The sequence below is a fragment of the Acinetobacter sp. BWR-L5 genome (genome assembly GCF_039655985.1).
Classification (GTDB): domain Bacteria; phylum Pseudomonadota; class Gammaproteobacteria; order Pseudomonadales; family Moraxellaceae; genus Acinetobacter; species Acinetobacter johnsonii.
In genome coordinates this window covers 307044-320625 of record NZ_JAGFEV010000005.1, presented here as the reverse complement: position 1 = coordinate 320625, position 13582 = coordinate 307044, and the positions used below count along the sequence as shown (strand labels likewise).

The following is a 13582-nucleotide window of genomic DNA, read 5'->3' as shown; positions in this document are numbered from 1 at the left end:
GTTTTTAGTCTCTCCCATTGCAGTAAATATGAATGAACTGTGATTTTTGTCACAGTGCTGTTGTTTGTACACCATGATTTTTTTACCCGGTGTTTGGATGCGGTCCAAACTGTGGGCTTTTTTGTGTTTATCAGAAAGCCAACTACCTATGAGGAAGTATAGGTATACCGATTTTTTCAGTCTTTTGATTTACAGAAGTATTCGTTATGACTAAGAAACCAATCTATAAGTCACTATATTTTCAAGTTATTGTCGCGATTATTGCGGGTATCTTAGTAGGACATTTTTTCCCTAGTGGTACGCAAGTTATCAATGGCGTTGAAAAATATGTACCCGGCTGGGGCGAGCTTTTTTATCCTCTAGGTCAAGGCTTCATTAAGCTGATCAAGATGATTATTGCACCAGTAATTTTCTGTACCGTCGTGAGTGGTATCGCGGGTATGGAAAGTATGAAGTCTGTGGGTAAAACAGGCGGTGTTGCGCTACTTTACTTTGAAATTGTATCGACTATTGCACTATTGATCGGTTTACTGGTCATTAACATCTGGAAGCCAGGTGTGGGCATGAACGTTGACCCTTCAACATTAGATACTTCTGGTATCTCAAAGTTTGTTGAATCTGGTCAGCAGCAATCGACTGTCGATTTCTTTATGCATATTATTCCAAACACCGTGGTTGGTGCATTTGCTGAAGGTGAAATCCTGCAAGTGCTACTTTTTGCCTTGATGTTTGGTTTTGCATTACATAAGTTGGGTGATGCAGGTAAACCTGTACTGAAGTTCATCGATCAAATTTCTCATGTGTTCTTTAACATTGTAAATATGATCATGAAACTTGCTCCAATTGGTGCTTTTGGTGCAATGGCATATACCATCGGTAAATATGGTATTGGTAGCTTGGCGCAACTGGCTCAGTTGATTATCTGTTTCTACATTACCTGTTTACTTTTCATTTTCTTGGTTCTAGGTACTATTTCACGTCTTTGTGGCTTCAGTATTTTGAAAATGATTCGTATGATTCGCGAAGAGTTGTTGATCGTACTGGGTACCTCATCTTCAGAATCGGTTTTACCGCGTATGCTGAAAAAGCTTGAGATTGCGGGTTGTGAAAAGTCAGTGGTTGGTTTGGTTATTCCAACAGGCTATTCATTTAACTTAGACGGTACCTCAATCTACTTAACGATGGCGGCAATCTTCATTGCACAAGCGACCAATACTCAGCTAGATCTTATGCACCAAGTGACTTTATTGGGTGTGTTATTGATTTCATCGAAAGGTGCTGCGGGTGTAACAGGTTCGGGCTTTATTGTGATGGCAGCGACTTTGTCAGCCGTTGGTCATATTCCAGTGGCGGGTCTTGCACTCATCTTAGGTATTGACCGTTTCATGTCTGAAGCACGTGCCTTAACCAACTTGGTGGGTAACTCATTGGCAACGATTGTTGTTGCGAAATGGGTCGGTCAGTTAGACCAAGAGAAATTACATTTTGCACTAGCAAATCCAGATGAAGTAGACCGCCAAATGGCTGTTGAAGAAAATGCTCACGCATAATTTCAGCTCATCTTAAACAGGAAGCCTAAGGGCTTCCTTTTTTATTGGCATAAAAAAATGGCCTGATGCGGTCATGACAGTTGCGTTAAAAATGGCTAGCATGTGAGCTGAATAATAAAATAACGTCACTACAAGGAAGAAACATGTTGAATTACGATGCAGACCTAGAACTATTTCGCGATAACTTTCGCCGTTTTATGAATGAACACATTGCACCACACTATGAACAGTGGGAACGAGAGGGCTTAATGCCGCGCTCAGTCTGGAATGCCTTAGGTGAAAATGGTTTCTTATGTGTCGATGTTCCAGAGGAATATGGCGGTTATGGTGTTCCAACGCATTATTCACTGATGTTGGTGGAAGAGTCGGCACGTGCAGGTTTTAGTGCTTTATCGACAGGGATTTCTTGTCACTCCGAAATTGCTGCGCCTTATATTTTGCACATTGGAACGGAAGCGCAGAAGCAGTACTGGTTACCGAAAATGGTGTCAGGTGAAGTGGTCGGTGCGATTGGAATGACGGAACCGGGTGCGGGTTCAGACTTACAAGCCATGCGAAGTAATGCCATTTTGCAAGGGGAGCATTATATTTTAAATGGCTCTAAAACCTTTATTTCCAATGGGCAGCATGCCGACCTTGTGGTATTAGCGGTGAAAACTGATCCGCAAGCCCGAGCAAAGGGTGTTTCACTGATGTTGGTCGATACCCACTTGGATGGATTTAAAAAAGGCACCAACCTCGACAAAATTGGGCTACATTCGCAAGACACTTCTGAGTTGTTTTATGACAATGTAAAAGTCCCGAAAGACCAGTTGTTGGGACAAGCAGGTCAAGGTTTTACCTATCTGATGCAAGAGCTACCACGCGAGCGTACAGCAATTGCAGCAACGGCTATAGGGGCAATTCGTGGTTCGATTGATGTCACCATCCAATACGTCAAAGAGCGCCAAGCTTTTGGTCAACATATTTCGCAGTTCCAAAATACACGTTTTGTTTTGGCTCAAGCCAAGATTGATGAACAAGCCACAGCTGCTTTTTACAATCAAAACGTTGAGCTTTATATGCAAGGTAAGCTGGATGTCGAAACCGCAGCTGCGCTAAAAAGTTTTTCAACAGACATGCAAATGAAGGTGGCGGATAATTTATTGCAGCTCTTTGGTGGCTATGGCTATATGAGTGAATATCCAATTTCACGCTTCTTTGTCGATGCTCGTATTCAACGCATCTACGGCGGGACCAATGAAATTATGAAAGAAATTGTCGCACGTAGCTTGCTTGGGCGCTAAGCCTTAGGTGTTGATATAAACATGCGTAAAAGAGCCTCAAGTAGGCTCTTTTTTTATCGGTTCAGTACCAATAAACTTTCTTGAATAAAGGCGGGGAGGTCATATCGGGTTTGTGATGAAATGTATAAATTATTGTCATTCACAACACCTGTGTCATATAGCACGGCACCTGCATCTTTTAAGTCTTGATGAAGGTGATGGATACACGTCATGCGTCTACCTTTTACAACTCCAGCATGCATTAAAATTTGCGGAGCGTCTGCACTGCATAAAATAGGTTTTTGCGTGTTTGCAAAGTGCCTGACAAATAAGACATAGCGTTCATCTTGGCACAGGTTGTCTGGCGAAAAACCGCCAGGAATGAGTAAGGCATCGAAGTCATGCACGGAGGCATCATCGATACTTTGGTCGATGGTGACAAAGGCTTTACGCTTTTTGCCATAAATAATTTTGCCAGCCTGACTTTCAAGGTTAATAATACTATGCCGAGCTGCTCGAAATGCTTCTACCGGTTCAGCATATTCGGCATCCTCAAAGTCATAGGTGACCAAGACTGCAATTTTTTTGTGCATGACAGTACCTACAGTTCATTATTGTTTTGTTTTATTGAGACTATAGAGCATTCGCTACTGCTGCATACTCTCTTTGTTATGAATACGTCAACTTAAGTAAAGCATATTTTAAAAGATATTCTAACGCACTGAAATACGGATGAATGGTGATTTTTGTGAAGGTGTAGCAAAATTTTTCAAAACCTAGACGCAGTTTTAAAAGCGAAGAGCTAAGACTCGCAAAACATCGTCGTGGTATTTTGCTTGAGCGATGTTTATGCATAACAGTAAGAAGAAAATAGGCAGGACTCAGTGGTTTTATTGATGTCTATTATTGGGGCAGTTTATTGATAAACTTGATGATTAAATCAACTGTATGTTTTTAGCACTGAAACATGCAAAGTCTTATTGCGCAAGATTTCAAAGCTAACTATTGTTATACTGTTTGCACAATGTATATGAAGGGCGACATAACAATGATCCAAGACGATCAAAACACAACGACTTCTCTTGACCTCAACCAAATCCGTCAGGATATCGACTCTGTTGATCAACAGATTCAACAACTTATTAACCGTCGAGCGAAACTGGCGGAAGCTGTTGCAAAAGCAAAATTTGCTTCTGAAGAGAATCCAATGTTTTACCGTCCAGAACGTGAAGCGCAAGTTTTACGGAATGTTATGGAGCGTAATGAAGGCCCTTTGTCTGATGTGACCATGGCACGTTTGTTCCGTGAAATCATGTCTGCATGTTTGGCTCTTGAAGCACCGCAAAGTATTGCATTTTTAGGCCCTGTTGGTACTTATACACACTCTGCGGTGTTGAAGCACTTTGGACATGATGCTGTGGTTCGTCCTTTACCGACCATTGATGAAGTGTTCCGTGAAGTGGAAGCAGGCAGCGCCCACTATGGTTTGGTGCCAGTAGAAAACTCATCAGAAGGTGTGGTCAACCATACTTTGGATTGTTTTAAAGCCTCACACTTAAATGTGATTGGTGAAGTTGAATTGCGTATTCATCACCAGTTTCTTGTGTCTGAAAACACGCGTAAAGACAGCATTAAACAAATTTATGCACATCAGCAAACTTTGGCGCAGTGCCGTGCATGGTTGGACGCACACTATCCAGGTGTGGAACGTGTTGCTTTAAGCTCGAATGCTGAAGCGGCACGTCGTATTCGTACTGAATGGCATTCGGCTGCTATTGCATCTGATGTTGCAGCAAGTATTTATGATTTAGAAATTTTACACAGCAATATTGAAGATAATCCTGAGAACACTACGCGTTTCTTGGTGATTGGTCGTGAAAGAATCCCGCAAAGCGGTAATGATAAAACGTCATTGCTGATTTCTGCACATGATCGTGCAGGTGCATTATTGGAAATCCTTGCACCATTTGCAAAGCACAATATTAGTTTGACCAGTATCGAAACGCGTCCTGCATTGCCTGAAAAATGGGCTTATGTCTTCTTCATCGACTTAGAAGGTCATGTGGAACAAGACAATGTTAAAGCGGCGATTGAAGAGATTCGTCCACTGGTGAAAGAAGTTCGAGTATTGGGTTCATACCCGATTGCAGTACTGTAATCTCTAAGGTGGTTGGGTTTACTCCAAACTCAACCATGTACACCACTTGTAAGAATGGAAAGGTCACATGTCGTTTGCTCCAGCCAATGAAGGTATTGCGAAGTTAAAACCATATCAACCGGGTAAGCCAATCAGCGAATTAGAGCGTGAATTGGGAATGACCGATATTGTTAAACTTGCCTCAAATGAAAACCCTTTGGGTTGTTCGGACAAAGTCAAAGAAGCAGTTGCTGCTGAATTGGCGGAAATTGGACGATATCCAGACGGTGGTGGTTTTATCTTGAAGGATCAAGTTCATGCGCAGTTTGGTGTAGCACATGATTGTATTACTTTAGGTAATGGCTCAAACGATCTACTTGAAATTTTTGCCCGTGCATTTGTTTCAGAAAAAGATTCGGTGGTGTATAGCCAACACGCATTTGCAGTTTATGCTTTGGTCACGCAAGCCATCAATGCTGAAGCGATTGAGGTCCCTGCTCAAGGTTTTTCGCATGACCTTGACGCGATGGTGGCGGCAATTAAAGACAATACCAAATTGGTGTTTATTGCAAATCCCAATAATCCGACAGGAACTTGGTTTGAAGAGGCCGAATTTGAGCGGTTCATGCAACAAGTACCAAGTCATGTGATCGTGGTTTTGGATGAAGCTTATGTGGAATATTTCCCAGAAAACTTTAACAGCTTAAAGTTTTTAGCACAGTATTCAAACCTGATTGTTAGCCGTACCATGTCGAAGTGCTTTGGTTTAGCGGCATTACGTGTTGGCTTTGCTTTAGCATCGGCAGAAGTGACAGATTTCTTAAATCGTATACGTCAGCCGTTTAACGTCAACCATTTAGCCATGGTGGCAGCAGTTGCTGCACTGAAAGATGAAGATTTCATTGAGAAATCACGTGTGGTCAATAAAGCTGGCATGGTGCAACTTGAAGCAGGTTTTAAAGCGCTAGGTCTAAACTATGAGCCTTCTCGTGCTAACTTTATTTTGGTCGATATACAAGCCGATCCTGCACAAACTTTTAATGCTTTATTAAAAGAGGGGGTGATTGTTCGTCCCGTGGGCATCGCCAATCATTTACGAGTATCGATTGGAACTGAAGCTGAAAATACGAAATTTCTAACGGCTTTGGCCAACGTACTAGGTTTAGAGGCGAACGCTTAAATTATGTCTGCGCCACTGTTTGAAAAAGTTGCATTTATTGGTCTTGGACTGATTGGTTCGAGTCTCGCACGGGTGATGATTGCTGAGGGTTTAACCCAAAATATTGTAGCCTCTACACGTTCGGAAAAAACCTTACAGGATGCCAAAGCTTTGGGCTTAATCCAACAGGGGTATAGTGATCCTGTGCAGGCGGTTCAAGGTGCGGACTTGGTGGTTTTAGCCTTACCCGTTCGTGCAACGCAAAAAGTCTTGGAAACCATCAGACCCTATTTGCAAGAACATACGATTATTACCGATGTGGGCAGTACCAAAGGCAATGTGGTCGACGCGGCCAAAGCCGTGTATGGCGAAGCATTACCTGCTGGGTTTGTACCGGGGCATCCCATTGCGGGGGCAGAACACACGGGTGTGCATGCAGGTAAGGTCGATTTATTTGCAAATCATAAAGTGATTTTGACACCGTTACCAACCAGTGCTGATTGGGCTGTAGAGAAACTGATCCAACTATGGCAAGCTGCGAAAGCAGAAGTGATTTGTATGGATGTGGCCAAGCATGATGAAGTCTTGGCGCATACCAGTCATCTTCCGCATTTGATGGCTTTTAACTTAGTTGAACAACTGGCAAACCGTGAAGATAATTTAGATATTTTTCGCTATGCTGCGGGGGGCTTCCGCGATTTTTCTCGAATTGCGGCAAGTGACCCACAAATGTGGCATGACATCTTTTTTGCCAATAAAAAAGCCATTTTAAATGCCGTAGATGGTTTTGAAAACCAACTGGCTACGATTCGTAAACTCATTGAAGATGAAGATTCACATGCTTTAATGGGCTTGCTTGGACATGCGCAAGCAGCACGCCAGCATTTTAACCATATGCTCGCTCAAAAACCTTTCATGGAGAACAATAAAGTGACGACACAGCAATTCACCATATTACCGGGTAAAAAGAGTTTCCAAGGTAAGTTTAGCGTGCCAGGTGATAAATCTGTGTCACACCGTTCAATCATGTTTGGTGCAATTGCGGAAGGAACGACGCATGTGACAGGTTTCTTGGAAGGTGAAGATGCGTTAGCAACCTTACAAGCCTTCCGTGATATGGGCGTGAGCATTGAAGGTCCTAAAAATGGTGAAGTGACGATTCATGGTGTGGGCGTAAATGGCCTAAAAGCGCCAGCAAGTGCGCTTTACATGGGTAACTCAGGGACTTCGATGCGTTTGCTTTCAGGCATGCTTTCTGCACAAAAATTTGACTCCGTCATGACGGGTGATGCATCACTGTCAAAACGTCCAATGGAGCGTATTGCTAAACCGTTACGCGAAATGGGTGCACAGATTCAAACCACAGGTGAGCGTGGTACACCTCCTGTTTCGATCACTGGAAACCAAGCTTTGCAAGGCATTCACTATGATTTGCCAATGGCATCTGCGCAGGTGAAATCTGGGATTTTATTGGCAGGTTTGTGGGCAGCAGGTGAAACATCGGTCACAGAACCTGAACCTACACGTGACCATACTGAACGTATGCTACGTGCATTTGGTTATGACGTGAAAACAGAAGGCAATCGTATTTCACTGCAAGGTGGTGGTAAGTTAGTTGGTACAGAGATTCAAGTGCCATCAGATATTTCATCGGCTGCTTTCTTTATGGTGGGTGCTGCGATTACTGAAGGTTCAGACGTCACTTTAGAAGCGGTGGGCATTAACCCAACGCGCACAGGTGTGATCGAGATTTTAAAGCAAATGGGTGCGGACATTACGGTTGAGAATGAACGTATTGCAGGCGGTGAGCCGATTGCAGACATTCGTATTCAAGGCACACGTACACTCAAAGGTATTCATATGCCTGAAGATCAAGTGCCATTGGCGATTGATGAATTCCCTGCATTATTCATTGCTGCGGCATGTGCTGAAGGGCAAACCGTATTAACGGGTGCTGCTGAGCTGCGTGTGAAAGAATCAGACCGTATTCAAGTGATGGCGGATGGTTTAAACACCATGGGTATCGATTGTACGCCGACTGACGATGGCATCATCATTGAAGGTAAAGGTCATTCGGGCGAGTGGGGTGCGATTTTCACTGGTGGCGAAATTGAATCACATCACGATCACCGTATTGCGATGAGTTTCTCAATGGCCGGCTTACGCACCTCTGGCGAAATTAAAATCATTGGTACTGAAACGGTTGCCACAAGTTTCCCGACCTTTACGCAATTAAGCAATCAAGCTGGTTTAGCGATTCAAGTCACTGAATAAGACTAAAGCTTAAATATCTTGTGTGAAAACAGCCAAGCTTTTGCTTGGCTGTTTTGTATTAAGCCATTATGCTAAACCCATATAACAAAAAAGCCTTTGGGATGATCAATGAGAAAATTACAATTTACAGCACAGCATGGACAGCAGCAGGAAGTAAACGAAAGTGGTGTTGTACAGAAGCAGGTACAAGACCTATTGGTTCAAAAGTTAGGTCAATTTGGTTTTGAAACTTTGCCACAAAGTGGTGATCAAGTGGCTGTGAGTGTCGATAATCATACTTTGCCCCTGTCTATTACGTGCCAAGGCCATGACAGTGAAGGAAATTTGGTGTGCGAAATTGCGTCTTATCCAGAAGAAGAGCAAGATTGGTTAGATCGAATTGCTGAACGAAGCTTGTTGAACCAATTGGCACAAGCGGTTGAAAACACACTAAAAACAGATAAAAGTTTTACTGAGTTTGAGTGGAAAGGCTAACTGAATAGATAAAAAATGCTGAATTGTTTTTTCCTAATTCAGCATTTTTTAGGACAGGACACGTTTAATATTTTGATGGGTCAACGCACCTATAACAGTATGTGCTACAAGACTTATTCCACACGTAACCAAGTTTGGCTACGTCCTACAGCAGAAACACCTAAATAACCTCTTAAGAATAGCTTTTTCCCATTTGGGCTAATTTTACCTTTTAGGCTATACAGCTTGCCTGAAACGGGATCAATGATTTTACCATGCGTATAATTAATATTATTTTCAGTTTTTAAACCGGTAATCACTTGCATGCCAATAATAGGCTTATTGGTGTAGGGAGCGGGGCAGTTGGTGCAGAACTCTTTAGCGGTATAACCCGGACGAGGTGTGGCTTTCAGTGCAGTTCCAGCATAAGTCCCATTGGCTTGCTTTTCAATTTTCACCAGACCTTTAGGCTCTCCAGTTTTATCATCGATATAACGCCAAGTTCCTATAATGTCCTGAGCACAGGCTGATGTGGTGGCTATAGTGACTAAAACTGCCCCGAGAATTGTTTTCATAAAATCCCTGAATATTTTAAAAATTATTTAAATGAATAGCTCTCACGAGCTAAGATGTTGATTGTATAACTTATTATTTGAATAATGATGTGCAGAATATATCAAGTTCAAGCGTAGATTGTTGCATAAAGTACCATTAGCAGGATTCAACTCTCACTCATTTTTAAAACAGGCATTTGAGGGAGATAGTACTGATTGAGTTTAGCGCTAAAAAGGAAGCTTAAAATTATTTTGGAAACAGAAGAGATATAAGGGACGGCTAATGAAGCTGCTTGAAATGGCGTATTAAGCGTCGGAATAGAAAAAGAGATAGGTCTAGATTAAAAATAAAAGTTCAAGAAAGAAAGGGGCTAATGTTAGACATCCATTTCTTTCTTGAACTGAGTAATGCGTTAAATCCACAGGAAACGTGTAATCGCAATACGTAACTGTTTTAAGTAACCGGTAAAGAAATGGTTTGCACCAGGTAATACAGTCACTAAATGGCGCTGCGGTTTAGCCCATGTAATCATATCAGACAGTAAGGTTACTTCATCGGCTTCGCCATGGATGAATAAGATGTCACCTTTAAGTTGTGGTGTTACATAGTGGCGCACACCAGCGACCGTTGCCGTTGGTAGACCACATAAAATGGTCTGTTTCGGTCGAATTTCTTCTTGTAAAGCATCATAGCATTTTGCCATGACATGCGCACCGAAACTAAAACCACCTGCATAGAAGGGTAAAGTTGTATGTGCTGCACGAGCATGCTTAATCACTTCAAGAACATCATCAGTTTCACCATGACCTTCGTCGTGTAGACCAACACTTTGACCTGAGCCACGGAAACTTGGACGGTACACAATGCAACCGCGTTCTAAAAACATTTGCGCAAGCAATGCTGGAACCTTGTGTTGAGGTGTACCACCTTGGAGTGGATGGGGGTGAGTAACTACCGCGAATCCTTTCACTTCACCCTGTGGATAATCTACAAAAACTTCAATTTGCCCAACTGGACCTTGAATGAACATCTGCTCAGACATAGAGAATCGATACATATAACAGGAGAATGGGCTAGTTTAACCGTTTATGCTTATTAAAAACACAGATTGGTAATAAAATAAGTCTACTGATATAGTCTGTTTAATTGTTTTTTAATCAGGTTATCTATGCTTGCCCTTGTTTCTCCTGCCAAAACTTTAGATTACCAAACTGCTTTACCTACCGATGCGTATACACAACCCAGATTGCTGCAACATTCCCAAGAATTGATCGAAGTTAGTCGCAAACTGTCAGCAAGTGAAATTGCAAGCTTAATGAGCGTCAGTGAAAAAATTGCCACCTTAAACGTCGATCGTTTTCGCGATTGGCAGCCAGAATTCAACTTTGCCAATGCGCGACAAGCCATGTTTGCTTTTAAGGGCGATGTCTATACTGGTTTAGATGCTTATCATTTTTCAGAGTCAAACATTGAATATGCACAGCAACATTTAAGAATGCTCTCTGGTTTATATGGTTTGCTACGTCCATTAGACTTGATGATGCCGTATCGTTTAGAGATGGGAACCAAGCTGGCTAACCCACGCGGACATAATCTGTATGAGTTTTGGGGCAATCACATTACCGATTTAATTAACCAAGATTTAGAGCAGGCAGGTTCTAAAATTTTGCTGAATATTGCTTCGGATGAATACTATAAATCTGTAAAAGAAAGCAAAATTCAAGCTGAAATTATTAAACCTGTGTTTTTAGATCAGAAAAATGGCAAATATAAAGTCATTAGTTTCTATGCCAAAAAAGCACGTGGTTTGATGGCGCGTTATATGATTGAAAACCAAATTGATCAAATTGAAGGGTTAAAATCATTCCAAACAGATGGTTATTACTTTGATGCCGACAGCTCATTAAAAGGTGAGTTGGTCTTTAAACGAGATGAACAGGCGGCATAATGAGAGGGCATTCCAATGGTGCAATATACAAACAGTTTCAGGACTATTGGGCGCTCACCGCAAAGCAATTGAGTTTGGATGACGATACCACTCAAAAGTTCCATGCCACGCTGTATGACGCCTATAGCGAAGTACAGCGGCATTATCATAACATTCAACATATTGTTGAATGTTTAGAGTATTTTTATCAGATCAAAACCCACTTAGACGATACTTTGTCTGTTGAGTTGGCTATTTGGTTTCATGATGTCATTTATGACCCGCAAGCACATGACAATGAGCAGCAAAGCGCCGACTGTATGCAACGGATGCTTGAAAATGCGCTTGGAGCTGAGCAAATTACAAAGATCTATGCATGGATTTTGGCAACCAAAGCACATGCACCGACCGCTGACACTGATTTGGCTTATCTATTGGATATTGATCTGGCTATTTTAGCCAGTGATCCTATGCGTTTTGCTGAATATGAACGCCAAATTCAGCAAGAATATGCTTGGGTTGAGCCCGCACTTTATGTGCAGAAGCGCCAGCAAGTGTTAAAGCACTTTTTAGAAACGCAACCACTGTACCAGACGCCATTTTTCCAAAAGTGCTATGAGCGTTTGGCTAAGCGGAACTTAGCTCAAACTTTGACTGTTTAAAGCCCTTTAAATGCTTCAATGGCACGAATACGACTCGATTTTAAATCGACGATTGGTTTGGGGTAGTCCAAATCCATATTCGGCTGCTTCGCATAAGGCTCATGAATGTTTTTGGCATCTAAATGTGCAAGCTCTGGCAGCCACTGTCGAATATAGTCACCATTGCTATCAAATTTCTGAGATTGGCTCACAGGGTTAAAGACTCGGAAGTAAGGCACAGCATCGGTGCCCGTAGAGGCACACCACTGCCATCCACCATTATTGGCAGCTAAGTCACCATCAGCCAAATGTTGCATAAACCATTGCTCGCCCAGTCGCCAATCAATCAACAAGTTTTTAGTTAAGAACATTGCAACAATCATACGGACACGATTGTGCATCCAACCAGTCGCAAGGAGTTGCCGCATACCTGCATCTACAATTGGAATACCAGTACGGCCTTGTTGCCACGCGTTTAAATCTTCAGGCGAATCTCGCCATACAATACGCTGCGTGCTGGCTTTAAAGGGCAGGTGTTTAGAGACATGTGGAAAATCAAATAAAATATGCTGATAAAACTCTCGCCAAAGTAATTCATCTAACCAAGTCTGCTGGCCTGTGTTATCAATCATAAATTGACCGTGTTGAGCACGAAACAGGGCATTGAGACACTGGCGAATCGACACGATCCCGAGATTTAAATAAGTTGAAAGTTGACTGGTGCTATTTAAAAATGGAAAGTCTCTTTCTTTTTGATAGTCACTAACTTTATGATCAATAAAATCATCGAGTACAGAAAGCGCATATATTTCCGTTTCAGGCCAATAGGCTTTAATTTGATTTAATTCATTCGTATTCACATCAATCAGCGATTCAATGAGTGGAATGGCTGTATTTAAATCGGCAGGAAGCTGTATAGGTTGCTGTGCAGAAGGGAGAGGGTAGCACTGCGGTAAGCCAATATTTAAGCGCTCATAACAGGTTTTTTTAAAAGCGCCAAAGACTTGATAGGGCTTACCAGATTGGTTACGAATACTGTTTAAGGGAAAGAGGGTTCGATCTTGGAAGAGTGTAAATTCAATGTATTGCTGATTTAAGCATTGTTGAACTTCGGCATCGCGCTTAAGCTCATTCACGCCCATTTCGATATTTGCAAAGATTTGTTGTACTTGCAGTGTATGACATAAAGATGAAAGCTGACGTGGAATATCTTGCCACAGCGGAATATTTAGAATGAGCAAAGGAATATTCAGCTGAGCAAGGCTCTGTTTTAAATCGTGCAATTGTCTGACATATAAATCAATTTTTACAGCTGCATCATGATGTAATAGCCACTGTTGTGGGGATAGGATCACTAAAGCCAGCATAGGTCCATGTTGGCTTGCATGCCAAAGTGCGGCATGGTCGTGTATGCGAAGATCTTGTCTAAACCAAATTATGTTCATAAAAGGTTAATCAACTGTAATTTTTTGAAATATAAAATATTACAAAATTGAGCACTTTGATCATATTTTTTTCTCACTCATTTAATTTAATCTTATGTTATTGAAATAATTAAATCAGAAAAAACTATAAAGTGTGAAGATACTTTTTATCTGATAAATGTGTGGCCCTTTGTATT

12 protein-coding genes are annotated in these 13582 nt (G+C 41.8%); 8 read left to right on the top strand and 4 right to left on the bottom strand.

Annotated elements, in window-relative coordinates; all coding sequences use genetic code 11:
* Window positions 1–206 precede the first annotated feature (206 nt).
* Together JZ787_RS11400 and JZ787_RS11395 are read left to right on the top strand one after the other, a co-directional pair.
* Complete coding sequence (locus JZ787_RS11400; RefSeq protein WP_087012100.1) at window positions 207–1550, top strand: dicarboxylate/amino acid:cation symporter; 1344 nt, start codon at window positions 207–209, stop codon at window positions 1548–1550.
* 143 nt (window positions 1551–1693) lie between these two features.
* Window positions 1694–2836 carry an acyl-CoA dehydrogenase family protein gene (locus tag JZ787_RS11395; RefSeq protein WP_346312328.1) on the top strand — a complete coding sequence of 381 codons (1143 nt, stop codon included), beginning with the start codon at window positions 1694–1696 and terminating at the stop codon, window positions 2834–2836.
* A 53-nt stretch (window positions 2837–2889) separates the two neighbouring features.
* On the opposite strand, the gene JZ787_RS11390 is transcribed toward JZ787_RS11395, so the two are convergent.
* The gene (locus tag JZ787_RS11390; RefSeq protein ID WP_159152868.1) at window positions 2890–3408 is read right to left on the bottom strand and encodes a DJ-1/PfpI family protein; all 519 of its coding nucleotides are present in this window, start codon (window positions 3406–3408) and stop codon (window positions 2890–2892) included.
* 455 nt (window positions 3409–3863) lie between these two features.
* On the opposite strand from JZ787_RS11390, the gene pheA reads away from it, so the two are divergent.
* The 4 genes from pheA (at window position 3864) to JZ787_RS11370 (ending at window position 8859) form a co-directional block, all read left to right on the top strand.
* The gene (pheA, locus tag JZ787_RS11385) at window positions 3864–4973 is read left to right on the top strand and encodes a prephenate dehydratase (RefSeq protein ID WP_004696123.1); all 1110 of its coding nucleotides are present in this window, start codon (window positions 3864–3866) and stop codon (window positions 4971–4973) included.
* Window positions 4974–5040: 67 nt separating this feature from the next.
* Window positions 5041–6132 (top strand): histidinol-phosphate transaminase, encoded by a 1092-nt coding sequence (hisC, locus tag JZ787_RS11380; RefSeq protein ID WP_346312327.1) that lies wholly within the window; start codon window positions 5041–5043, stop codon window positions 6130–6132.
* A 3-nt stretch (window positions 6133–6135) separates the two neighbouring features.
* Window positions 6136–8385, top strand: a complete 2250-nt coding sequence (locus JZ787_RS11375) for a bifunctional prephenate dehydrogenase/3-phosphoshikimate 1-carboxyvinyltransferase (RefSeq protein ID WP_346312326.1) — start codon at window positions 6136–6138, stop codon at window positions 8383–8385.
* Between the two features lie 108 nt (window positions 8386–8493).
* Window positions 8494–8859 carry a hypothetical protein gene (locus JZ787_RS11370; protein ID WP_346312325.1) on the top strand — a complete coding sequence of 122 codons (366 nt, stop codon included), beginning with the start codon at window positions 8494–8496 and terminating at the stop codon, window positions 8857–8859.
* Between the two features lie 113 nt (window positions 8860–8972).
* On the opposite strand, the gene JZ787_RS11365 is transcribed toward JZ787_RS11370, so the two are convergent.
* Window positions 8973–9413, bottom strand: coding sequence for a DUF2147 domain-containing protein (locus tag JZ787_RS11365; RefSeq protein ID WP_004982361.1), 441 nt, complete (start codon window positions 9411–9413; stop codon window positions 8973–8975).
* Between the two features lie 392 nt (window positions 9414–9805).
* Entirely contained in the window at window positions 9806–10435 is a 630-nt protein-coding gene (locus JZ787_RS11360) for a hydrolase (protein ID WP_010327145.1), read from the bottom strand.
* Between the two features lie 126 nt (window positions 10436–10561).
* On the opposite strand from JZ787_RS11360, the gene yaaA reads away from it, so the two are divergent.
* Together yaaA and JZ787_RS11350 are read left to right on the top strand one after the other, a co-directional pair.
* Window positions 10562–11341 carry a peroxide stress protein YaaA gene (gene yaaA / locus JZ787_RS11355; RefSeq protein WP_218288237.1) on the top strand — a complete coding sequence of 260 codons (780 nt, stop codon included), beginning with the start codon at window positions 10562–10564 and terminating at the stop codon, window positions 11339–11341.
* Window positions 11341–11982: a metal-dependent hydrolase gene (locus JZ787_RS11350; protein ID WP_346312324.1), complete on the top strand. Its 642-nt coding sequence runs from the start codon at window positions 11341–11343 to the stop codon at window positions 11980–11982. Before yaaA ends, JZ787_RS11350 begins: the two co-directional genes overlap by 1 nt.
* Here JZ787_RS11350 and JZ787_RS11345 read toward each other — a convergent pair.
* The gene (locus tag JZ787_RS11345; protein WP_346312323.1) at window positions 11979–13406 is read right to left on the bottom strand and encodes a deoxyribodipyrimidine photo-lyase; all 1428 of its coding nucleotides are present in this window, start codon (window positions 13404–13406) and stop codon (window positions 11979–11981) included. The genes JZ787_RS11350 and JZ787_RS11345 overlap by 4 nt on opposite strands.
* Window positions 13407–13582 lie beyond the last annotated feature (176 nt).

Bases quoted from the DNA above. Each gene is read 5' to 3' on its own strand.
- JZ787_RS11400 (WP_087012100.1), top strand. From the start codon at position 207: ATGACTAAGAAACCAATCTATAAGTCACTATATTTTCAAGTTATTGTC.
- JZ787_RS11395 (WP_346312328.1), top strand. From the start codon at position 1,694: ATGTTGAATTACGATGCAGACCTAGAACTATTTCGCGATAACTTTCGC.
- JZ787_RS11390 (WP_159152868.1), bottom strand. From the start codon at position 3,408: ATGCACAAAAAAATTGCAGTCTTGGTCACCTATGACTTTGAGGATGCC.
- pheA (WP_004696123.1), top strand. From the start codon at position 3,864: ATGATCCAAGACGATCAAAACACAACGACTTCTCTTGACCTCAACCAA.
- hisC (WP_346312327.1), top strand. From the start codon at position 5,041: ATGTCGTTTGCTCCAGCCAATGAAGGTATTGCGAAGTTAAAACCATAT.
- JZ787_RS11375 (WP_346312326.1), top strand. From the start codon at position 6,136: ATGTCTGCGCCACTGTTTGAAAAAGTTGCATTTATTGGTCTTGGACTG.
- JZ787_RS11370 (WP_346312325.1), top strand. From the start codon at position 8,494: ATGAGAAAATTACAATTTACAGCACAGCATGGACAGCAGCAGGAAGTA.
- JZ787_RS11365 (WP_004982361.1), bottom strand. From the start codon at position 9,413: ATGAAAACAATTCTCGGGGCAGTTTTAGTCACTATAGCCACCACATCA.
- JZ787_RS11360 (WP_010327145.1), bottom strand. From the start codon at position 10,435: ATGTCTGAGCAGATGTTCATTCAAGGTCCAGTTGGGCAAATTGAAGTT.
- yaaA (WP_218288237.1), top strand. From the start codon at position 10,562: ATGCTTGCCCTTGTTTCTCCTGCCAAAACTTTAGATTACCAAACTGCT.
- JZ787_RS11350 (WP_346312324.1), top strand. From the start codon at position 11,341: ATGAGAGGGCATTCCAATGGTGCAATATACAAACAGTTTCAGGACTAT.
- JZ787_RS11345 (WP_346312323.1), bottom strand. From the start codon at position 13,406: ATGAACATAATTTGGTTTAGACAAGATCTTCGCATACACGACCATGCC.